General features: G+C 65.9%; 19 protein-coding genes and 1 riboswitch. Of the genes, 13 read left to right on the top strand and 6 right to left on the bottom strand.

Features of this window, described 5'->3' with window-relative positions:
• Nucleotides 1-36: 36 nt before the first annotated feature.
• Nucleotides 37-822: a PhzF family phenazine biosynthesis protein gene (locus GDH07_RS11225; protein ID WP_152898265.1), complete on the bottom strand. Its 786-nt coding sequence runs from the start codon at nucleotides 820-822 to the stop codon at nucleotides 37-39.
• A gap of 5 nt (nucleotides 823-827) precedes the next feature.
• On the bottom strand, nucleotides 828-1,523 hold the full coding sequence (locus tag GDH07_RS11220) for a helix-turn-helix transcriptional regulator (protein WP_152897568.1): 696 nt from the start codon (nucleotides 1,521-1,523) through the stop codon (nucleotides 828-830).
• 193 nt (nucleotides 1,524-1,716) lie between these two features.
• Between GDH07_RS11220 and GDH07_RS11215 the strand changes: the two genes are divergently transcribed.
• The 10 genes from GDH07_RS11215 to GDH07_RS11170 all read left to right on the top strand — a co-directional run bounded on the left by GDH07_RS11215 (nucleotide 1,717) and on the right by GDH07_RS11170 (nucleotide 12,368).
• The gene (locus GDH07_RS11215; protein WP_053130591.1) at nucleotides 1,717-2,409 is read left to right on the top strand and encodes a response regulator transcription factor; all 693 of its coding nucleotides are present in this window, start codon (nucleotides 1,717-1,719) and stop codon (nucleotides 2,407-2,409) included.
• Entirely contained in the window at nucleotides 2,409-3,746 is a 1,338-nt protein-coding gene (locus tag GDH07_RS11210) for a HAMP domain-containing sensor histidine kinase (RefSeq protein ID WP_124346621.1), read from the top strand. The genes GDH07_RS11215 and GDH07_RS11210 overlap by 1 nt, the downstream gene beginning before the upstream one ends.
• 127 nt (nucleotides 3,747-3,873) lie before the next feature.
• Nucleotides 3,874-6,111, top strand: a complete 2,238-nt coding sequence (locus GDH07_RS11205; RefSeq protein ID WP_425502116.1) for a TonB-dependent siderophore receptor — start codon at nucleotides 3,874-3,876, stop codon at nucleotides 6,109-6,111.
• A gap of 20 nt (nucleotides 6,112-6,131) precedes the next feature.
• Nucleotides 6,132-7,055, top strand: a complete 924-nt coding sequence (locus GDH07_RS11200) for an alpha/beta hydrolase (protein WP_152897566.1) — start codon at nucleotides 6,132-6,134, stop codon at nucleotides 7,053-7,055.
• Between the two features lie 88 nt (nucleotides 7,056-7,143).
• Nucleotides 7,144-7,761, top strand: coding sequence for a DNA-3-methyladenine glycosylase family protein (locus tag GDH07_RS11195; RefSeq protein WP_152897565.1), 618 nt, complete (start codon nucleotides 7,144-7,146; stop codon nucleotides 7,759-7,761).
• On the top strand, nucleotides 7,758-8,036 hold the full coding sequence (locus GDH07_RS11190; RefSeq protein WP_053131394.1) for an Ada metal-binding domain-containing protein: 279 nt from the start codon (nucleotides 7,758-7,760) through the stop codon (nucleotides 8,034-8,036). The genes GDH07_RS11195 and GDH07_RS11190 overlap by 4 nt, the downstream gene beginning before the upstream one ends.
• Nucleotides 8,037-8,173: 137 nt before the next feature.
• Complete coding sequence (locus GDH07_RS11185) at nucleotides 8,174-9,205, top strand: AraC family transcriptional regulator (RefSeq protein WP_178124043.1); 1,032 nt, start codon at nucleotides 8,174-8,176, stop codon at nucleotides 9,203-9,205.
• Between the two features lie 105 nt (nucleotides 9,206-9,310).
• A complete protein-coding gene (locus GDH07_RS11180) occupies nucleotides 9,311-10,417 on the top strand; it encodes a polyamine ABC transporter substrate-binding protein (RefSeq protein ID WP_152897564.1) in 1,107 nt (368 codons plus the stop codon).
• Between the two features lie 101 nt (nucleotides 10,418-10,518).
• Nucleotides 10,519-11,982, top strand: a complete 1,464-nt coding sequence (locus GDH07_RS11175) for an amidase (protein WP_152897563.1) — start codon at nucleotides 10,519-10,521, stop codon at nucleotides 11,980-11,982.
• 59 nt (nucleotides 11,983-12,041) lie between these two features.
• Entirely contained in the window at nucleotides 12,042-12,368 is a 327-nt protein-coding gene (locus GDH07_RS11170; RefSeq protein ID WP_152897562.1) for a hypothetical protein, read from the top strand.
• 25 nt (nucleotides 12,369-12,393) lie between these two features.
• Here GDH07_RS11170 and GDH07_RS11165 read toward each other — a convergent pair whose 3' ends face one another.
• Both GDH07_RS11165 and GDH07_RS11160 read right to left on the bottom strand, forming a co-directional pair.
• Nucleotides 12,394-12,744 (bottom strand): hypothetical protein, encoded by a 351-nt coding sequence (locus tag GDH07_RS11165; RefSeq protein ID WP_022644018.1) that lies wholly within the window; start codon nucleotides 12,742-12,744, stop codon nucleotides 12,394-12,396.
• Nucleotides 12,731-14,434 (bottom strand): hypothetical protein, encoded by a 1,704-nt coding sequence (locus GDH07_RS11160; protein ID WP_022644017.1) that lies wholly within the window; start codon nucleotides 14,432-14,434, stop codon nucleotides 12,731-12,733. Before GDH07_RS11160 ends, GDH07_RS11165 begins: the two co-directional genes overlap by 14 nt.
• Nucleotides 14,435-14,692: 258 nt before the next feature.
• On the opposite strand from GDH07_RS11160, the gene GDH07_RS11155 reads away from it, so the two are divergent.
• A complete protein-coding gene (locus GDH07_RS11155; RefSeq protein WP_053130604.1) occupies nucleotides 14,693-15,259 on the top strand; it encodes a GNAT family N-acetyltransferase in 567 nt (188 codons plus the stop codon).
• A gap of 16 nt (nucleotides 15,260-15,275) precedes the next feature.
• Here the strand turns inward: GDH07_RS11155 and GDH07_RS32680 are convergent, their stop codons facing one another.
• Together GDH07_RS32680 and GDH07_RS11145 are read right to left on the bottom strand one after the other, a co-directional pair.
• Nucleotides 15,276-15,509, bottom strand: coding sequence for a zinc-ribbon domain-containing protein (locus tag GDH07_RS32680; RefSeq protein ID WP_281356327.1), 234 nt, complete (start codon nucleotides 15,507-15,509; stop codon nucleotides 15,276-15,278).
• 80 nt (nucleotides 15,510-15,589) lie between these two features.
• Entirely contained in the window at nucleotides 15,590-16,162 is a 573-nt protein-coding gene (locus GDH07_RS11145; protein ID WP_152897560.1) for a manganese efflux pump MntP, read from the bottom strand.
• 10 nt (nucleotides 16,163-16,172) lie between these two features.
• Nucleotides 16,173-16,333, bottom strand: a riboswitch (yybP-ykoY riboswitch).
• A 166-nt stretch (nucleotides 16,334-16,499) separates the two neighbouring features.
• Here GDH07_RS11145 and GDH07_RS11140 point away from each other — a divergent pair.
• Both GDH07_RS11140 and GDH07_RS11135 read left to right on the top strand, forming a co-directional pair.
• Nucleotides 16,500-18,323, top strand: a complete 1,824-nt coding sequence (locus tag GDH07_RS11140) for a serine hydrolase domain-containing protein (protein WP_152897559.1) — start codon at nucleotides 16,500-16,502, stop codon at nucleotides 18,321-18,323.
• A 6-nt stretch (nucleotides 18,324-18,329) separates the two neighbouring features.
• Entirely contained in the window at nucleotides 18,330-19,130 is an 801-nt protein-coding gene (locus tag GDH07_RS11135) for a MipA/OmpV family protein (protein ID WP_053130607.1), read from the top strand.
• Nucleotides 19,131-19,199 lie beyond the last annotated feature (69 nt).

Below are 19,199 nucleotides of genomic sequence, written 5' to 3'. Positions count from 1 at the left end.
AAATACTCCCGGGAGCCCAGGCTCCCGGGAACCGCCTCAGAGGAAAATGCTGCCACGCAGGTACAGCGCGCCATGGCCGCTGATGATCACCCGCCCGTTGTCCAGCACCTGGCAATGCAATTGGCCCTTGCGCGCCCCACCCTGCTGCGCCCGCAGCTGACTCTTGCCCAGGCGCTCGGCCCAATAGGGGGCCAGCGAGGTGTGGGCGGAACCGGTGACCGGATCTTCATTGACCCCGACGCTGGGACCGAACCAGCGGGAAACGAAATCGAACGCCCGGGACGGCGCGGTCACCGCGATGCCTCGCACGCCGAACTGGGCCAGGGCCACGAAGTCCGGCTTGAGTTCATCCAGCAGGCGCTCGTCGTCCACCACCAGCAGGTAGTCGTCGGTGCGATACAGCGCCTCGGCCCGCTTCAAGCCCAGGGCTTGCAACAAGGCTGCGGGGATCTCCACCGCTTCGGGCTGCTTGGCCGGGAAGTCCATGGACAGCAAGCCACCCTCGCGGCTGACGCGCAACTCGCCACTGCGGGTGAAAAAGCGCAGCACGTCGCGCTGTTCGCCCAATTGCTCGAACAGCACCCAGGCCGCTGCCAGGGTGGCATGGCCGCACAGGTCGACCTCTACCGTCGGAGTGAACCAGCGCAGCTCGAATCCCTCGTCCTTGGGCACGAAGTAGGCGGTTTCGGACAGGTTGTTCTCCTCGGCGATGCGTTGCAGCACCGCGTCCGGCAGCCAGGCCTGCAGCGGGCAGACCGCCGCCGGGTTGCCGCCGAAGACACTGGAGGTAAAGGCATCCACTTGAAAGATATCGATCTGCATCGCGGTCATTCCTCAGCGCCTTGGGCGCGGATCTGGTCCAGGTAGTTGTAGATGGTGTAGCGAGTCACGCCGAGGGCCGCAGCGGCCTTCTCGATCCCGCCCTTGACGATGAACAGGCCGCGCTCCTGCATCTGGCGCACGGCTTCGAGCTTGTGCTGCTTGGTCAACCGCGCCCCGGGCTCCGGACAGGCCGCCTGGATGATCTGGGCCAGCAGTTGCTCCATGTCCTGGGGCTCATCGCCCCGTGGCTCGGGCGCGCTGCCCAGGCCCAGCATCTGCCCCAGGCAGGCATGGGCCGCGGCGATCCCGCTCAGGTCGCTGTTGCTGCACAGGCTGGCGAAGGGCTGCCCGCCGCTGTCGCGAAAGACCACGGTGGAGCTGCGCAGCTCGCGGCCATCGGGCGCCAGGGTCGGGTAGTTCTCCAGCACCAGCGGGGTGCTGCCGGAACGGTCGTGCAAGGCCCGCAGCACCGCGGCGAAACCCAGGTCCTGGCGCGGTCCGCCCAGCACCGGGCCGCCGACCCGACGCCCGGTGACATGGCCGTTGGCGATGGCGATGATCGAGCGCTCGGGCTGGTCGAGATCGTGCAGGACGATCTCCACATGGGGCCCCACCACACCGGCCAGCATCTGCAAGGTACTGCGCAGTACCTGCAAGACCAGCTGGCGCTCGGCCAGGACAGCGGAAGAAGGCTGGCTCATGGACACTCCGGGAAAAATCTTCGGCGAAAATATCAACGTAATGTTGAATATTCAACTTTCTGTTTACCCGACCTCGATCAACCCTGGCCATCACGGCAATTGCATCGCCAGGGGCATTGCTGCAATATTCGCGGATGTTAAACGTTCTCATTTAAGCCCTTTCTCCAGCCGCTTGCGCAAAGTACCCCACCCCATGACCCCCAATCTGCTTCTCGTGGAAGACGACGCCCGGCTGCGCCAGGACCTGGACCGGCATTTTCGCCAGCGCGGCTTCGCCGTCAGCGCCTGCATCGATGGCCGCGAAGGACTGGCGACGCTGCGCGCCGGGCACTTCGACCTGGTACTGCTGGACATCATGCTACCCGGCCTCGATGGCCTGGCCCTGCTCGATACCCTGCGCCACGAACAAGGCATCCCGGTGATGCTGATGTCGGCCCTGGGCGCCGAACAAGACCGCATCACCGGGTTCACCCGGGGCGCCGACGACTACCTGCCCAAGCCCTTCAGCCTGGCCGAACTGGATGCCCGAGTCGATGCGCTGCTGCGGCGCATGGCCCGGGTCCAGCCGCCCCCCAGCCAACGCCAGGACCCTTTGCTCGCCTTCGACGACCAGGCCCAGGACGTGCTCAGCCAAGGCCGCGCCGCCGGCCTCACCGGCTCCGAATACCGCCTGCTGGTGACCCTGCGCGAGCATCCCGGGCAGACCCTGAGCAAACCCTTCCTCTACCAGCAGGTGCTGCACCGCATCTACACCCGCCTGGATCGCGGCCTGGACGTGCACGTCTGCAACCTGCGGCGCAAGCTGGCCGAAATTGGCGTACAGCACTTGCAGATCCAGGCCGTGCGCGGTGCCGGCTACATCCTGGTACAAGCGGACCGCTGCTGATGCGCCGCCATCCCCTGTTGTGGAAGCTGGCGCTGTTGCAGATCGGCTTCTGCCTGCTGCTGACCTGGATCATCTGGACCTGGGGCCTGTCGGCCGAACGCAGCACTTACTTTCTCGACCCGGCCGACCGCCAGTACCTGGCCAGCTATGCGCAACAGGCCGAAAGCGCCTGGCGCCAGGACGGCGCGGCCGGGGTCGACGCCTTCCAGCGCCAGCTGGCCGCCCGGGAACACACCTGGGTCGCGGTGATCGGCGAGCGCCTGCAAAGCCTCGGCAGTACGCCCTTGAGCGCCGAGGAAGCCAGCCACCTGACCTTCATGCGCAAGCTGGACTGGCCCATGAGCCGGCGCCTGCAAGACGAGTTGCCCTACGTCAGCATCCAGTTCCCGGAGCATCCCGAACAGGGCCGGCTGGTGCTGCAACTGCCCGAACGCCTGCTGCCCAGCGGCCTCACGCCCTGGACCCACGTGCTCAGCCACGGGGTGGTGCCGACCTTGCTGGCCGCCCTGCTCGGCTTGTTGCTCTATCGTCATCTGGTGCTGCCGTTGAACCGCCTGCGCGACCGCGCCGATGCCCTGCGCGCCGACGACCTGGAGAGCCCGGGCCCGGGTATGCCCCTGGCCCGGCGCAGCGACGAACTCGGCGAGTTGGCCCTGGCCTTCGAGCACATGGCCGAGCGCCTGCGCCAGAGCCTGGCCCAGCAACGCCTGCTGCTGCGGACCTTGTCCCATGAGCTGCGCACGCCCCTGGCCCGCCTGCGCATCGCCCATGACAGCCGGCTACCGCCGGAGCAACTGCGCCAGCGCCTGGACCGCGAGATCCTCGACATGCAGCGCCTGCTGGAAGACACCCTGGACCTGGCCTGGCTCGACACCGAACGCCCGCAACTGTCCACCGAGCCAGTGCAGGTGCTGTCGATCTGGGAGGCCCTGCGCGAAGACGCCTGTTTCGAGAGCGGCTGGAACCTGGAGCGCCTGCCCTGCCTGCTGGACGCCGATTGCCGGGTCCAGGTGCACCTGGACAGCATTGCCCAGGCCCTGGAGAACCTGTTGCGCAACGCCATCCGTTATTCCCCCGAGGGCGGCCGGGTCAGCCTGCGCGGCTGGCGCGAGGGCAGCCACTGGCACCTGTGCCTGGAGGATGAGGGCCCGGGGGTCGCCGAACAGGACCTGCAGCGGATCTTCCAACCCTACCAGCGCCTGGGCTCGGCCCAGGGCGAGGGTTTCGGCCTGGGCCTGGCCATCGCCCAGCGCGCCGTGGAGCTGCACCAGGGGCGGATCTGGGCCAGCAACGGCCATCCGGGATTGTGCATGCACTTGCTGTTGCCGGCCGCCTGAAGTCAGGCGCTGCCACCCCGTTACCGCCGAAGTGTTTAGAAAGTTAATGCGCTTTACTCGCAAATAGCAGTCATTATCATTCGTGATCTTCCTGTTCCAGCTTCCGTCCCGGAGATCACCGATGTCCATGCGCTCGATGCATCCTTTCGCTCCCTTCCTGCTGTCCAGCTGCTGCCTGCTCAGCCATGCCGTCCAGGCGGCCAATGCCGAGGCGCCGCAGCCGGTTCTGGAACTCCAGCCCCAGAGCATCGTCGCCACCGCCAAGGAAGAGACCAAGCAGGCCCCTGGGGTCTCGGTGATCACCGCCGAGGACATCCAGAAGCGCCCGCCGGCCAACGACCTGTCGCAGATCATCCGCACCATGCCCGGGGTCAACCTCACCGGTAACTCCACCAGTGGCCAGCGCGGCAACAACCGGCAGATCGACATTCGCGGCATGGGCCCGGAGAACACCCTGATCCTGGTGGACGGCAAGCCGGTGGGCAGCCGCAACTCGGTGCGCTATGGCTGGCGCGGCGAGCGCGATACCCGGGGCGACACCAACTGGGTGCCGGCCGACCAGGTGGAGCGCATCGAAGTGATCCGCGGCCCGGCCGCCGCCCGCTATGGCAACGGCGCCGCCGGCGGGGTGATCAACATCATCACCAAGCAGGCCGGCAGCCAGACCCATGGCAATGCCACGCTCTACAGCTCGTTCCCCGCCCACAAGGACGAAGGCGCGACCCAGCGCATGAGCTTCGGTCTCAACGGGCCACTGACCGACACCCTCAGCTACCGGGTCTATGGCAACGTGGCCCGCACCGACTCCGACGACGCCGACATCAACGCCGGCCATGAGTCGCTGCGCACCGGCAAGCAGGCTGGCACCCTGCCCGCCGGCCGTGAGGGCGTGCGCAACAAGGACCTCAACGGCCTCTTGAGCTGGCAGCTGACCCCGGACCAGAGCCTGGACTTCGAAGCCGGCTTCAGCCGCCAGGGCAACATCTATACCGGCGACACCCAGAACACCAACAGCAACAAGAACGTGAAGAGCCTCCTGGGCCACGAGACCAACCGCACCTACCGCGAGACGTACTCGCTGACTCACCGCGGCGAGTGGGACTTCGGCAGTTCCATGGCCTACCTGCAATACGAGAAGACCCGCAATACACGGATCAACGAAGGCCTGGCCGGCGGTACCGAAGGCATCTTCAGCGACGCCAACTTCTACACCTCGGTGCTGCGCGACCTGACCGCCCATGGCGAACTCAACCTGCCGCTGCACGCAGGCTTCGAGCAGACCCTGACCCTGGGCAGCGAATGGACGCAGCAGAAGCTCGACGATCCCAGCTCCAACACCCAGGACACCAAGGAAGCCGGCGCCATCGCCGACCTGGCCTCGAACAACCGCAGCAGCCAGATCAGCGCGCAGATCTTCTCGCTGTTCGCCGAGGACAACATCGAGCTGGCGCCCGGCACCATGCTCACCCCCGGCTTGCGCTTCGATCACCACAGCATCGTCGGCGACAACTGGAGCCCGTCGCTGAACCTGTCCCATGCCCTGAGCGACAGCCTGACCCTCAAGGCCGGTATCGCCCGGGCCTACAAGGCGCCGAACCTGTACCAGCTCAACCCCGACTACCTGCTCTACAGCCGTGGCCAGGGCTGCTATGGCCAGACCACCAGTTGCTACCTGCGGGGCAACGACAAGCTGGAGGCGGAAACCAGCGTCAACAAGGAGCTGGGCCTGGAGTACAAGGCCGACGGCTGGGTGGCCGGCCTGACCTACTTCCGCAACGACTACAAGAACAAGGTCGAGTCGGGCCTCGCGCCCACCGGTCGCGCCAGCGGTGGCAGCTCGGCGCTGTACAAGAACGCCGCGGTGTATGAGTGGGAAAACGTGCCCAAGGCCGTGGTCGAAGGCCTGGAAGGCACCCTGACCGTGCCCCTGGCCAGCCAGCTGACCTGGAACAACAACTTCACCTACATGCTGCAATCGAAGAACAAGGAGACCGGCGACTACCTCTCGGTGACCCCGCGCTTCACCCTCAACTCGATGCTCGACTGGCAAGCCACCCAGGACCTGTCGCTGCAGATGAACGTGGCCTGGTACGGCAAGCAGACGCCGAAGAAATTCGACTACCACGGCGACCGGGTCACCGGCAGCGCCACCCAGCAACTGGCCCCCTACGCCATCGCCGGCATCAGCGGCACTTACGCCCTGACCCGCAACCTGAGTCTGACCGCCGGGGTCGACAACCTGTTCGACAAGCGCCTGTATCGCGAAGGCAATGCCCAGGGCGTGGTGGATATCGCCGGGGCCGGCGCCGCCACCTACAACGAACCTGGGCGCACCCTGTACACCAGCCTGAGTGCGTCGTTCTAAGCCCATAACGAGAAAGCCTGATGAGAACCACGACCTTGCGCCTGGCCCTGGGCTGGGCGCTGGCCGCCGCCAGTTGCCTGGCGACGGCCCAACCGGCTTCCGAGCAGCGGATGGACAGCAGCCTGCTGCAACGCCAGGACCTGCCCTATCGCTTCAGCAGCCTGCAACTGGATTCCACCGACGGCCAGCGGCACTACCAGGTATGGATCGGCCAGCCGCTCAAGGCCGCCCCCGAGCACGGCTATCCGGTGCTGTGGATGCTCGATGGCAACGCCGCCATCGGCGCCCTCGACCCGCAACAGCTCAAGCAACTGGACCAGGGCCAGGCGCCGTTGCTGGTGGCGGTGGGCTACCAGACGCCGCTACGCATAGAGCGCACCGCCAGGACCTACGACTACACCCCGCGCCAGCCTGGCCGCGAAGTGCAGCAAGACCCCTTGACCGGACAACCCAGCGGTGGCGGCGAAGCGTTCCTGCAACTGTTGCGCGAGCGCCTGCGCCCAGCGGTGGCCGCCCGGGTACCGATCGACCCTGCGCAGCAGACCCTCTGGGGCCATTCCTATGGCGGCCTGTTGGTGCTGCAGGCATTGTTCAAGCAGCCCCGGGAGTTTCGCCACTATGCTGCCGCCAGCCCGTCGTTGTGGTGGGGCGATGGGCTGATCCTCGACCAGGCCCGGGGGCTGGCTGAGCACATGCAGGGGCATCGGGCACAGCTGCTTCTGATGCGCGGTGATGCCGAGCCGGGAGACCCACGCCAGGCCGCCACGTCGACTCCGGCCCCCGACGCCGACCAACGGGCCCGGCAACTGCGCACGCAACTGGCCCAGGTCCCCGGGCTGGCCCTTGAGTACCACAGCTTCGAGAAACTCAGCCACGGCCAGACCCTGGCGGCGTCCCTGCACTATGTGCTGGAGCGCCTGTACCTGTCCCCGGACAAGGACTGAGGCCCAGTTCCAGCGCAAGGGACGGGGTGCCAGGACGGGACGCAGCGGCTAACCTGCCAGGCGTCCCGACCCTTGCCCCGGATCACCGATGCCCGCCAGCCCCGATTTTGCCAGCACCTTCCTCGCCGCCCTGGATGCCGATTGGGCCCGGCATATCGCCGCCATCGGCCCCTGCCTGCACCAGCCCCGGCCGGAGCGCGAGCCCTACCAGGCGCTGGTGCGCGCGGTGGCCTACCAGCAACTGCATGCCAAGGCCGGCGACGCGATCCTCGCCCGGCTGCGGGCGTTGTTTCCCGGTCAGGACTTTCCCAGCCCCGGGCAGCTCTGCGCGAGCAGCGTCGAACAGCTGCGCGGCTGCGGTTTTTCCGCGCGCAAGGCGGCCACCCTGCAGGGTATCGCCCAGGCCACCCAGGACGGCCTGGTGCCGTCGGCGGACGCTGCACGGGAGTTGGACGACGAACAACTGGTCGAACGGCTGACGCAACTGCCCGGGATCGGTCGCTGGACCGTGGAGATGCTGTTGATCTACAGCCTGGAGCGCCAGGACGTACTGCCAGTGGACGACTTCGGCGTACGCGAGGGCTACCGGCGCCTCAAGGGCCTGGAGCGCCAGCCCAGCCCGCGCCAGATGCGTGAACTGGGCCAAACCTGGAGCCCCTGGCGCACCACCGCCGCCTGGTACCTGTGGCGGGTACCGACACCATGAGCGACCAGGCAACGCGGCACTGGACCCTGCTGGACCGCCACGGCCAGCCCTGGTCCAGCCCCTGCCCCGGGACCCTGGGCGGTCATCGGCGTAGCCGGATCTATGGCCGCCTGGATTGCCCCTGCGCCCTGGCCGCCATCGCCCGGGGCGGCTACGTGCGCCAGCGAGTGTTCTTCCTCGATGCCCAGACCGCGCTCGCCGCCGGCTACCGTCCCTGTGCTCGCTGCCTGCCCCAGGCCTACCGCGCCTGGCGCGAGTCGGGCGCGAGCCCATAGGCAGGCTCCGAGCGGTAGCACGGGGCGATACGAGCGGAACATGCCGGTATCGGTCGACAAAAGTCGCATCGTCGATTGAACCCCCGTTGCGTAACCCCTAAAGTCACGCCTTTCCGATTCCTGCTTCGAGATCGTCGATGGCTGCCCTTCGCCTGACCACCCTGCACACCACCCAAGCAGTACTGGACGCTTTTCGCGACAGCGCCGTCCCGGCCCAGGTGTTGCTGGAAGGCAGCGGCATCCAGCTGGCGGACCTGGAGCTGCCCAACAGCCTGATCAATATCAGCCAGGAAATGCGCGTCTTCGGCAATGCCGTGGCCCTGCGCCCGGACCTCGGGCTGGTGCTGGGGCGCAACCTGCACATCTGCGCCTACGGCATGTTCGGCCTGACCCTGCTGACCAGCGCCACCCTGCGCGAGGGCTGGTCCCTGGCGCTGCGCTATCCGTTGCTGCTGGGCACCTTCTTCCACCTCGACCTGGAACTGCGCGACGGCCTGGCCTGGCTCACCGCCGACCAGTACAGCGAGAGCGAGCTGGAGGTGTTCAACACCGATTTCTGCATGTCGTCCTACCGGGTCACCTGCCAGGACCTGCTGGGCTGTTCGCTGCCACTGCGCGAAGTGCATCTCAAGCACGGGCCTCAACCCTACCTGGACAGCTACGAGCAGGCGTTCAACTGCCCGGTGCAATTCAATGCCGGGCGCAACGCCATCGGCTTCGACCCGGAGTGGCTGGACCGGCGCCTGCCCCTGGCGGACCTGGTGACCCAGAACGACATGCTGCAACGCTGCATCCGCCTGAACGAGGAGCTCAGCGCCCGCCCGACCTGGATCGACCAGGTGCGGCGCATCCTCAACGAACAGCTGCACGCCGTGCCGGACTTCGACAGCCTGGCGCGCCAGGTGCACTGCTCGCCCAGCACCCTGCGCCGACGCCTGCGGGCCCAGGACACCAGCTACCAGCAATTGCTCGACGAGCTGCGCTACACCCGGGCCCGCCAGTTGCTGGAACAGCACAGCCTGCCCATCTACCGCATCGCCGAGGCCCTGGGTTTCAAGGAGACCGCCAGCTTCCGCCATGCCTTCCAACGCTGGAGCGGCGTCGCTCCGGGGCGTTTCCGGCAATTGGCCGGCCAGCTGGGTCCGCTGTCAGACAATTCGCAAGAATGACGTCAAATATCCCCTATTGACCGTTGCCAACATTCTCTGTGGGACACTTCCGGCGAAAAATGACGCCCGGAAGGTTTCGCTTTCTTCAAGACATGGAGCTGTCGCATGAAATCGCTGCATACCGCATTCACCAGCCTGGCCCTGGGCCTGGCCCTGACCTGTTCCGCCAGTGCCATGGCCGCCGCCGAGCGCACGGTGAACATCTTCAACTGGTCGGAATACATCGCCCCCAACACCATCAAGGATTTCCAGGCCAGCAGCGGGATCAAGGTCAAGTACGACATCTTCGAAAGCAACGAAGTGCTCGAGGCCAAGCTGCTCACCGGCAATAGCGGCTACGACGTGGTGGTGCCCTCCAGTGGCTTCGTCAGCAAGCAGATCAGTGCCGGGGCCTTCCAACCCCTGGACCGCGCCCAGTTGCCGAACTGGAAGAACCTCGACCCGGCGGTGATGAAGCTGCTGGAACAGAGCGACCCGGGCAACCGCTACGTGATCCCCTACATGTGGGGCACCAACCTGATCGGTTATGACCGTGACAAGGTTCGCCAACTGCTGGGCGACGATGCGCCGGTCAACAGCTGGGACCTGGTGTTCAAGGAAGAAAACCTGAAGAAGCTCAGCCAGTGCGGCGTGACCTTCCTCGACTCGCCTACCGAGATGCTGCCCCTGGCCCTGCATTACCTGGGCCTTGACCCCAATAGCCAGAAACCCGAGGACTACCGCAAGGCCGAGGCCCTGCTACTCAAGCTGCGTCCCTATGTGCGCTATTTCCACAGCGCCAAGTGGATGGGCGATATCGCCAACGGCAACATCTGCGTGGCAGTGGGCTATTCCGGTGGTTTCCTGCAGGCCGCCAACCGTGCCAACGAGGCCAAGAACGGCGTGCATATCGAGATGCGCATTCCCAAGGAAGGCACCCTGGCCTGGATCGACACCGTGGCCATCCCCAGTGGCGCCAAGCACGTGGACACCGCCCATGCCTTCCTCAACTACCTGATGGAACCCAAGGTCATCGCCTCCATCAGCAACTTCGTCGGCTACCCCAACGGCGTCACGGACTCCAAGCCGTTTATCCAGCAGTCGCTGCTGGATAACCCGGACCTGTTCCCCAGCGCCGAGACCATGACCCGCCTGTTCCCCCTGGCGCCGCTGCCGGCCAAGGCCGAACGCACCCGCACCCGGACCTGGATCAAGGTCACCAGCGGCCGCTGAACCACTTGCCCCGAAAGCCTTGCGGCCTGATGCAGAACCGGCCGCAAGCTTTCACCGCCGACTTGCCAGCGCATCCGGCGCCCTTGAAAGAAGAGTTGTCCATGTCGCCAGCCACGCCCAGCCATCCACCCCTGCACCAGCTGTCGATCGAGGCCTTGCTGCACGGTTTCGCCACCTTGCAGTTCACCCCGGTAGACCTGTTGCGCGACCTCTTGGCGCGCATCGAGCAGCATGAGCCACGGCTCAACGCCCTGTGCGCGCGCCAGGATGCGGCGGCGTTGCTGGCCGCCCAGGCCAGTGCCGAGCGCTGGGCCGCCGGGCAACCCATGGGCCGCCTGGACGGCATCGCGGTGCTGGTCAAGGACAACCACGACATCCGGGGCTGGCAGACTCGCAACGGTTCCAGGGCCCTGGCCAACCGCCCGCCCCTGGAGCACGACTGCGCCCTGGTGGCGCGCCTGCGCGAAGCCGGGGCGATCTTCATCGCCAAGACCACCTTGCCGGAACTGGCTTGCACGCCCCTGACCGACAGTCCCTTGACCGGAGTCACCCGCAATCCGTGGGATCTCGCCCTGCATGCCGCCGGCAGCAGCGGTGGCAGCACCGCCGGGGTGGCGGCCGGTTATGCCCCGGCCGCCACGGCCAACGACGCGGCCGGCTCGATCCGCACCCCGGCGAGCTTCTGCGGGGTGATCGGCCTCAAGCCCAGCCACGGCCTGGTTTCGACCAGCCCGGCCATCGATCCAGGTGGCATGTCCGCCGAGGGTCCGATCGCCCGCCATGTGCGCGACATCGCCTTGTTGCTGGAACACATGAGCGCCTATGAGCCCGGCGAGCCCTTTGCCTGGCCCCATGCCCCCTTGGGTTTCCTGGAACAGATCGAGGATGGCGTCCGGGGTTTGCGCATCGCCTTCAGCGCGGACCTGGGTTATGCCGCCTATGTCGACCCGCAGATCGCCGCCAGTTGCCTGGTTGCGGCCCGACGCCTGGAGGCTGCCGGCGCGACCCTGGTGCTGGCCTCGCCGGACATCGGCAACCCCGCCCCCGGTTTCGTGCGCTCCTGGCCCGTGGAAGCGGCCAGCGCCGTGGACCTGGAGATTCCCGGGGAGCAACAGCACCTGATGAGCGACTTTCTCCAGCAGACCCAGTTGCGGGCCCGCCAGCTCAATGCCCTGGACTATGCCAACGCCGTGCAGGAACGGCACCAGGTAGCCCAGGTCCTGCATGCCTTTCTCAGCGACTACGACCTGCTGCTGACCCCGACCGCGGTGGTCGAGCCATTCGCCGTGGAATTGTCGAGTCCGCCCGATTGGCCGCAACAGGCCAGCAGCATGTGGCAGCCGACCACGTTCCCATTCAACTACAGCCGCCAGCCGGCGCTGAGCATGCCTTGCGGCCTGAGCGCCGCAGGCCTGCCCATCGGCTTGCAGATCGTCGCACGCTTCGGTCGCGACGACCTGGTACTGCGAGCGGCCAGGACCCTGGAAAAACTCCAGCCCATGGCACCCTTCGCACATCCCCACGGCCTGGCCGACGCTCCTGAGGCGTCGGGTATCGAACAATAACGTACAAGCACGACCTGTCGCTGCCAGCCAGCGATGCGACACGGACAAGGAGGTGGACCATGGATTCTTCAAGCAGTTGGTACCAAGACACCCAGTTCGAGCATGACATCTACGTGATGGTCATCCGCGAGCCCAGTTCACCGAGCCTTGACCCGCACCAGTCCGGCTCCAGCTACAGCTATGTCGGGCGCCTGGCCGGACAGGGCCAGCATCCGTGCTTTTCCCTGCACTTCGCCTGCCCGCCCTACGGCAACGACTACGCCAGTACCGACGCTGCCCTGCAAGCCGGCATGGCCCACGGCCGGGCACTGGTGGAGCACTGGCGGACCCGTGGGCGCAAGCCGCCGATCAGCGGCGAGATCGCCCTGCCCAGCTACAGCAACTGATCGCCCCCGCCACTAATCCCTGCCCCTACTGCGGGCAGCCCTTGCTGATCCAGGCGCTGAGCTCATCGATCTGGGCTTGCGGCAGGTAGGGGCCGCCCGGAGGCATCTGGCCAAAGGCTCCGGTCGGTCCCCAGAAGGTGCCCTGGGTGCCACTCAGGGCATAGATGATGTTCGAGTGGGCGCCATCGCCCTTGACCAGGATCGGCAGCGCCTGCCCCGTCGACGGGTTCTGTACCCCCGGCACGTTGCCCGTCACGAACGCCTGGTAGGAGGTCTGCCAGAACGCGCCATGGGGCGCGCCGGAAATATCCAGGTTGTTCTGCGCGACGAAGTTGTCGAGAAGGGCCTGCACATCCTTGAAACTATTGAGCGCCATGGCTATCGCCCTCGATGTGGGGGTTGAACACTTCCTGGTAACGGGCGCTGGCTTCGGCCAGCGCATTGCCGCCAGGAGCCTCGGGCAGTCGGACCTGGCCGCCCTTGAGGATGAAGCTGAAGTCGTAGCCGGCGACCTGGGCATTGCCATGGCAGCCCATGCATCCCCCCATGTTCACCCCTTGGGCCACCGGCGGCCGGTTGGTCAGGGAGTACACATTGGGTGGCGGCGGCGCCCCAGCGGCCTGGAAGGAAGTCGGCGCACCGTTGGCAGCAATGCGGCCCTTGAACTGCTGCAGGGTGTAGTCGGTCTCGACCATGATATTGGCCTGGTAGAAGACCGCCGGGCCGTGGCTGACGTCGCTTCTAGAGATCTGGCTGACATCGAACGGCTGGGCCTGGACCGAGACCAGCTTGTAGTACTGCCAGGGCGAACTCCCGATCCCCCGGCCCAGGGTATAGGCCTGGATGGCCTGGTGCGCATCGCGGTTGGCCTGGATCACCTCGGCGGTGATCGACTCATAGCGCTGGTTGACGCAGATCGAGCCACCGACGGGTTTCCCGCTGCCCGGGGTTTCCTGGTAGTACAGCTGCCTGGCCGGCTGGCAGAAAGGGCCATTGGCCCTGACCTGGGGATTGCTCGGCGAGTCCTGGTAGCTCAGGGCTGGCGTGGTCGGTGACGAGACCGGCGGACGCCTGAGGATGACCCCGTTCTGGTCTTCGACCCGCGAGCCGTCGGCCAACAGGATGTTGTCGCTTTGCTCGAAGGTGGCATAGATGAAGTTGGGGGCCGAGGGGGTCTTGTGGATGATATGCAGCGCGACCATGGCCCACTGTTCTTCGAAATAGCAGAGGCCGTTGTTCGTCCCCTTGCGTTCGTAGAAGCGTACGGTCTGGCGGTGAAAGCGCGAGGGATCTTCAGTGGGGGCCAGCTTGCGCCAGGCTGACTTGACCTCGATGGTGCCGCTGGGAAACGCCACTCGGCTGGCCGCGAACCTGGGCGGCACTTGCTTGATCCCGTTGACGAAGTTCTGCGCGGCCTGGCGCAGTGCGGCATTGGTGTACCAATACTGATTGGCCGCGACATAGCTGTATTGCGTCTGGTTGGCCTTGGCCAGGAAGCGCACCAGCTGCGGCTGCGAATTGCGGTTGGACGGGGCCGTGGACGAGATCCCGGCGAACATCTGGTTCAGGCCGATCTGGGTGATCTCATCGAGGTTGACCCAGGCCGGCTGCGACACGGGGGCCTGGCCGGGACAGGCGGGCACCGGGATCGCGTAGTTGTAGATCGGGGTCGTGTTGTAGCCATAGCTGGGGCCCCCGGCTGGGGAATAGCCTGGCGGCCCGACATTGGCATTACCGTTGCCCGGGAAGATCTCCACCTTGCTGCGGTAGGTCTGCCAGACCAATGGCCCACCCGAGGCACCGAAAGGCCGGTTGAAATCGGGCACATCGCGCTGCCCGGCGCGGGCTGGCCAGTTCAGGGCGATGAACTCTTGCCAGGCGAAGGCCGCAGCGGCCGCCAGCGAGGCCTGTGGCGCCCCTCCGGGAATGTCCCGGGGCACGTTGGGAGACACCGTGATCGCCAGCGACTGGGCATGGGCACTGGCGCCCAGCAGCATCGCGGCGCTGGCCAGGGCACTGGCAAACGACTTGCACAACCACCTCGCACCGCTGGTCCGACGCTCCATGTCATGACTCCTGTCTGTCCTGCTCGAGAGCGTAGATCAGCTCATTCGCAGCACAGCCGGGAAGTTCCAGAATATTAAGCGATAGCCCTAATAGCCAATGGCCTTATGAGTGGCCACGCCATGACCGGTGATCAGCCGATTGCCGGTACAGCCACAGATATTGATGCCGGTCAAGCAACCGCACCTCCACAAGGATGAAGCTTTGGGCAACCAGGGCTGTGGTTGCAGCCCGCCCCTCGCCTCCCAGGAGACTTGACCATGTCCAGCAGCGCTCTCGATATGCTCCCTCACCCGCCGTTCCCGGCGCAGCAAGGCCAGTACTGGATCGACGCCTTGAGCGACGGCAGCCATGTGTTGATCCGCCCACTGCGCCCGCAGGATCGCCAGCGGGAAAAAGCCTTCATCGAAAACCTTTCGCCCATCACCCGGCACCAGCGCTTTCTCGGCGAAGTCAAGGAAGTGGGTGATCAACTGCTCGACCAGTTGATGGATGTCGGCACCGCGCAACGGGTGGCCTACGTGGCGCTGGTGCATGACAACGGTGAACTGCGGGAAGTCGGTATCAGCCGTTATGCCCAGGTGGACGACCAGCCCTGGCGCTGCGAATTCGCCGTGACCATCGCCGATGAATGGCAAGGCAAGGGCCTTGGTGCCCTGCTGATGCAGCACCTGATCGACGAGGCCCGCCACAACGGCTACCAGCAGATGTACTCGGTGGACTCGGCCACCAACTACAGCATGCGCCGCCTGGCCAAGCTCCTGGGCATGCGTAGCGCCATCGACCCCGACGACGCCACCCAGGTGATCCACAGCCTGGCGTTGTAACCCTCCAGGCCGCGCCTCAGCCCGAGGCGCGGCCGCATTGCCCGCAGAACCTCGCCCCCGCCGACAACGGCGCCCCACACTGCGCACAACCTGCCGCAAGCAGCGCTGCCGCGCATTGCTGGCAGAACCTGGCCCCCGGCGCATTCATCGCCCGGCATTGCGGGCAGGGGCTGCCAGTGCCCTGCGGATTCCCCCGGGAACCATGATGGCCACCCCGGGAACCGCCGTGGCTATTACCGTGATGGCCCATCAGCAGACGTTTGAAAAAGCCCATGTCGATCACTCCTTCTTGAGATGATCGCCAGTAAAAACCCTAAAGTAACTATAGGGTCAAGCCACCGCTGACAAGTGCTCATAGAGGATCGCGCTGCCGACGATGATCAACACCAGGCCTCCCAGGGCCTCGGCACGCTGCCCCATGACCGTGCCGATGGCCCGGCCCAGCATGACGCCCAGGGTGACCATGGTCATGGTGGCCAGGCCGATGGCGGTGGCCGCCACCCAGATATTGACGTTGACGAAGGCTAGCCCTACCCCGACCGCCAGGGCGTCGATGCTGGTGGCGAAACCGGTGACCGCCAGCAACCAGAATCCATGCGCCTTGGGCGCTTGCGGCTCGGCTTCAGCCTCCAGGCGCACCCCGTTGTAGATCATGTGCAGGCCCAGCGCCGAGAGCAGGGCGAAGGCGATCCAATGGTCCCAGGCGGCCGCCCACTGGGCCGCGGCCTGGCCGATGAACCAGCCGACTACGGGGGTAATGGCTTCGATGACGCCGAATATCAGGCCGATGCGCAGGGCTTCGAGCAGGCGCGGCTTGAACATGGCCGAACCCTTGCCGACCGCAGCCGCGAAGGCGTCGGTGGACATGGCGAAGGCGAGGAAAATGATCGAGGCTGGATTCATCTTGGGTCTTCCGGTCGGGCTTGAGTCCACGACATACCCGCGCGCCCGACTTCAGCGCAGGTATGTCGATGGTCTCACCAACCGCAACGGCGCCCGCACCACGGCAGGTTGCCGAGAGTGTTGATACAGGCTCCACCGCAAGAAGCGGTGGCAGGCTACTCCCCAAAGAGGCGCGCAGCTTAACCCGCCACTTGTGAAAATTTCATCAGCGGCCCTGCATCCCCCGGTTAACTGCCGGTTTAACACTCTTTGACATTTTCCTGACAAAGCTGCCAAAGACTGGCTTCACGCCCTTCCCTAGCATTCCCGGCATCCAATCCTTGTGCCCGGGTGCTTCATGTCCGCCAAACTCTTTGGCCTGCCGCTGCTGGGCATCCTGCTCAGCAACCTGGGCTGCAATGGCCAGCCGCCAACACCACCAAGCATCGCCCAGGGTGACTACGCCAGCATCATTCGCTACCTGAAGCAGTACATCCCGCAGCAGATGGCCGAACATCAGGTGCCCGGCTTGTCCATCGCCCTGGTAGACGGCCAGGAGTTGATCTGGGCCCGGGGCTTTGGTTTCGCCGACAAGGAGCGGGGCCTGCAAGTGACCGAGAACACCGCGTTCCGTGCCGGTGCCTTGTCGCAGTTGCTGACGGCCACGGCGGTGATGCAATTGGTGGAGCAAGGTCGCTTGCAGCTCGATGCCCCCCTGCAAGCCACGCTCAAGGAGTTCTACGTCCGCTCGCGCTTTCACGACGACCAGGACGCCGCCGACCAGGCAGTGACCCTGCGCCGCCTGCTCAGCCACCAGGCCGGCATGCCCGCCGAATACCTGCATGACCTGCGCACGCCCCATGTCCTGGGCCAGCTGCCGCAGAAGGTCAGCGGGGTATGGCTGAACAATGCCCCCGGCACCCGCACCGCCTATTCCAACCTTGGCTACGCCTTGCTGGGCGCGGCCATCGAACGCAGCACCGGCCAGGACTTCGAGCAGCACCTGCAGACCAGCCTGCTGCGGCCCCTGGGCATGCGCCAGTCGAGTTTCATCGGTGACAGCCGCCAGGAGCCCTATCGCGCCCGCGGTTACCAGGATGGTGTCGCCAGCGGCCATAGCCCGGAGCGCGACATTCCCGCCGGCGGCCTGTGGACCAGCCCGCGGGACCTGAGCCAGTTCGTCCGGATGCTGTTCGCCCAGGGTCACTACAAGCAACGCCAGTTGCTGTCGGCCAGCTCGATCCAGGAGATGACCCGCCCGCAGAACATCGGCAATGCCCTGGACTTCGACTGTGAAGTGGGCCTGGGCTGGTTCCTCTCGCCATGCGGCGACGAGTGGGTGCGCCCCGGCATTCGTACCTGGCAGCACAGCGGCATCGGCAACAACTTCCATGCCCAGGTCAGCGTGCTGGCGGAACAACAGCTGGCGGTGATCGTAATGAGCAACTCCGACACCGGCGAAACGCTGGTCCCGGGCCTGGTGACCCAGGCCTTGCGCCTGCTGCTGCAGGCCCACGGCGCTCCCGAGGAACAAGACACGGGCACTGGCCAGCCACACCTGGAGCCGGCGGTACGGCGCCGAGTGCCGGAAGCCGCCGACCGCCAGCAACTGGCCGGTTTCTATGCCACGGCCTATGGCGTGCTGCGGATCAGGGACCAGGGCCAGCGCCTGTTCGGCGAGGTGGCTGGCGTGCGCTTCGAGCTACTGCGCGACGAACATGGCTGGCTGCGGGCGCAGAAAAAAATCCTCGGCCTCTGGCTCCGGGACCTGGGCGACCTGGGCCGGGTGCAACTGGATGTCGTCAGCATCCAGGGACATCGGGTGTTCACCGCCAAGAGCCACGGCCAGCTGCTGGCGGTGGGCGAGCGCATCGATCCGGTGCCTTTGCCCGACAACTGGCTGGCCACGGTGGGCACCTACGAAGCCCTTGCCGACAGCGAGGAAAACACTCCCGTCAGCGGAGTCAGCATCGCCCTGGAAGAGGGTTTCCTGATGATTCGCAGCCTGCAGCAGGGCCGCACCCTGACTGACTACATCCTGGCCCCGGTGGACAACGCGCATGCGGTGATCGCCGGCCATGGTCCCGGCCTGGGCGACACCGTGCGACGCCAGATCAATGGAGTCAACGTCCTGGGCTACTCGTTCAAACGTTCCTATAACGCTAACTACCTGAGGTTCTAAACCGATATGAAAACCCTGAAACGCTCCGCCACCACCGCGCTGTGGCTCGGCACCCTGGGCCTGACCACGGCCTCTGCCGTGGCCCATGCCGAGGATTGGAAATTCGGCGTCAACGCCGGGGTGGCCAGCGTTCCACGCTACAGCGGCAGCGACGAGCGCACCGTGGTGCCGATCCTCGGCGCCGAGGTTGTCAGCCCCTACGGCATCTTCCTCAACACCCAGCAGGGCCTGGGCTGGGGCAACAAATGGGGCGACCTGTCGTTCAGCACCTGGGTCGGCCCGAGCGAGTCGCGCCGCGACAAGAACCACATGGGCCAGGGCTCCAAGCGCCTGAGGGGCATGGGTGATATCAAGACCCGGGCGCAATACGGCGCGCACCTGGGCTACGACCTGGGCCCATTCGAGCTGGGCGCCACCGTGACCCACGCCGTGAAGAAGAACAACAACCGCGATACCGGCCGGGCCTACAGCCAGCTGGAACTGAGCATCGGCACCAACCTGTATGAAGGCAGCTACGGCAGCCTGGACGCCAGCGTCAACACCCTGTTCGGCAACGCCGACTACATGCAGACCTGGTACGGCGTCAGCAGCACCCAGGCGGCCAACAGTCGCTTTGGCGCCTACAACGCCAAGGGCGGGCTGGTCAGCAGCGGTGCCGACCTGACCTGGACCTTGCCGCTCAACGAGCAGACCAAGCTGTCCACCCAACTGTCGATGGACTACCTGGGCAAGAAGGCCGCCGACAGCCCGATCGTCGACCGGCGCCTGCAGACGGTGCTGTCCACCCAGATCGAGTACAGCTTCTAAGGCAGCAAAGAATACGGCCCGTGATCACGGGCCGTATGGCGTTGAAGACCAAGCCCCCGCGAGGGCCTG

Origin of the sequence: Pseudomonas piscis (genome assembly GCF_009380155.1) — a bacterium.
Classification (GTDB): Bacteria; Pseudomonadota; Gammaproteobacteria; order Pseudomonadales; family Pseudomonadaceae; genus Aquipseudomonas; species Aquipseudomonas piscis.
This window is presented reverse-complemented; position numbering and strand designations above follow the sequence as displayed.

Coding starts and splice junctions, on each gene's coding strand:
- GDH07_RS11225 (WP_152898265.1), bottom strand. CDS start 822: ATGCAGATCGATATCTTTCAAGTGGATGCCTTTACCTCCAGTGTCTTC.
- GDH07_RS11220 (WP_152897568.1), bottom strand. CDS start 1,523: ATGAGCCAGCCTTCTTCCGCTGTCCTGGCCGAGCGCCAGCTGGTCTTG.
- GDH07_RS11215 (WP_053130591.1), top strand. CDS start 1,717: ATGACCCCCAATCTGCTTCTCGTGGAAGACGACGCCCGGCTGCGCCAG.
- GDH07_RS11210 (WP_124346621.1), top strand. CDS start 2,409: ATGCGCCGCCATCCCCTGTTGTGGAAGCTGGCGCTGTTGCAGATCGGC.
- GDH07_RS11205 (WP_425502116.1), top strand. CDS start 3,874: ATGCGCTCGATGCATCCTTTCGCTCCCTTCCTGCTGTCCAGCTGCTGC.
- GDH07_RS11200 (WP_152897566.1), top strand. CDS start 6,132: ATGAGAACCACGACCTTGCGCCTGGCCCTGGGCTGGGCGCTGGCCGCC.
- GDH07_RS11195 (WP_152897565.1), top strand. CDS start 7,144: ATGCCCGCCAGCCCCGATTTTGCCAGCACCTTCCTCGCCGCCCTGGAT.
- GDH07_RS11190 (WP_053131394.1), top strand. CDS start 7,758: ATGAGCGACCAGGCAACGCGGCACTGGACCCTGCTGGACCGCCACGGC.
- GDH07_RS11185 (WP_178124043.1), top strand. CDS start 8,174: ATGGCTGCCCTTCGCCTGACCACCCTGCACACCACCCAAGCAGTACTG.
- GDH07_RS11180 (WP_152897564.1), top strand. CDS start 9,311: ATGAAATCGCTGCATACCGCATTCACCAGCCTGGCCCTGGGCCTGGCC.
- GDH07_RS11175 (WP_152897563.1), top strand. CDS start 10,519: ATGTCGCCAGCCACGCCCAGCCATCCACCCCTGCACCAGCTGTCGATC.
- GDH07_RS11170 (WP_152897562.1), top strand. CDS start 12,042: ATGGATTCTTCAAGCAGTTGGTACCAAGACACCCAGTTCGAGCATGAC.
- GDH07_RS11165 (WP_022644018.1), bottom strand. CDS start 12,744: ATGGCGCTCAATAGTTTCAAGGATGTGCAGGCCCTTCTCGACAACTTC.
- GDH07_RS11160 (WP_022644017.1), bottom strand. CDS start 14,434: ATGGAGCGTCGGACCAGCGGTGCGAGGTGGTTGTGCAAGTCGTTTGCC.
- GDH07_RS11155 (WP_053130604.1), top strand. CDS start 14,693: ATGTCCAGCAGCGCTCTCGATATGCTCCCTCACCCGCCGTTCCCGGCG.
- GDH07_RS32680 (WP_281356327.1), bottom strand. CDS start 15,509: ATGGGCCATCACGGTAATAGCCACGGCGGTTCCCGGGGTGGCCATCAT.
- GDH07_RS11145 (WP_152897560.1), bottom strand. CDS start 16,162: ATGAATCCAGCCTCGATCATTTTCCTCGCCTTCGCCATGTCCACCGAC.
- GDH07_RS11140 (WP_152897559.1), top strand. CDS start 16,500: ATGTCCGCCAAACTCTTTGGCCTGCCGCTGCTGGGCATCCTGCTCAGC.
- GDH07_RS11135 (WP_053130607.1), top strand. CDS start 18,330: ATGAAAACCCTGAAACGCTCCGCCACCACCGCGCTGTGGCTCGGCACC.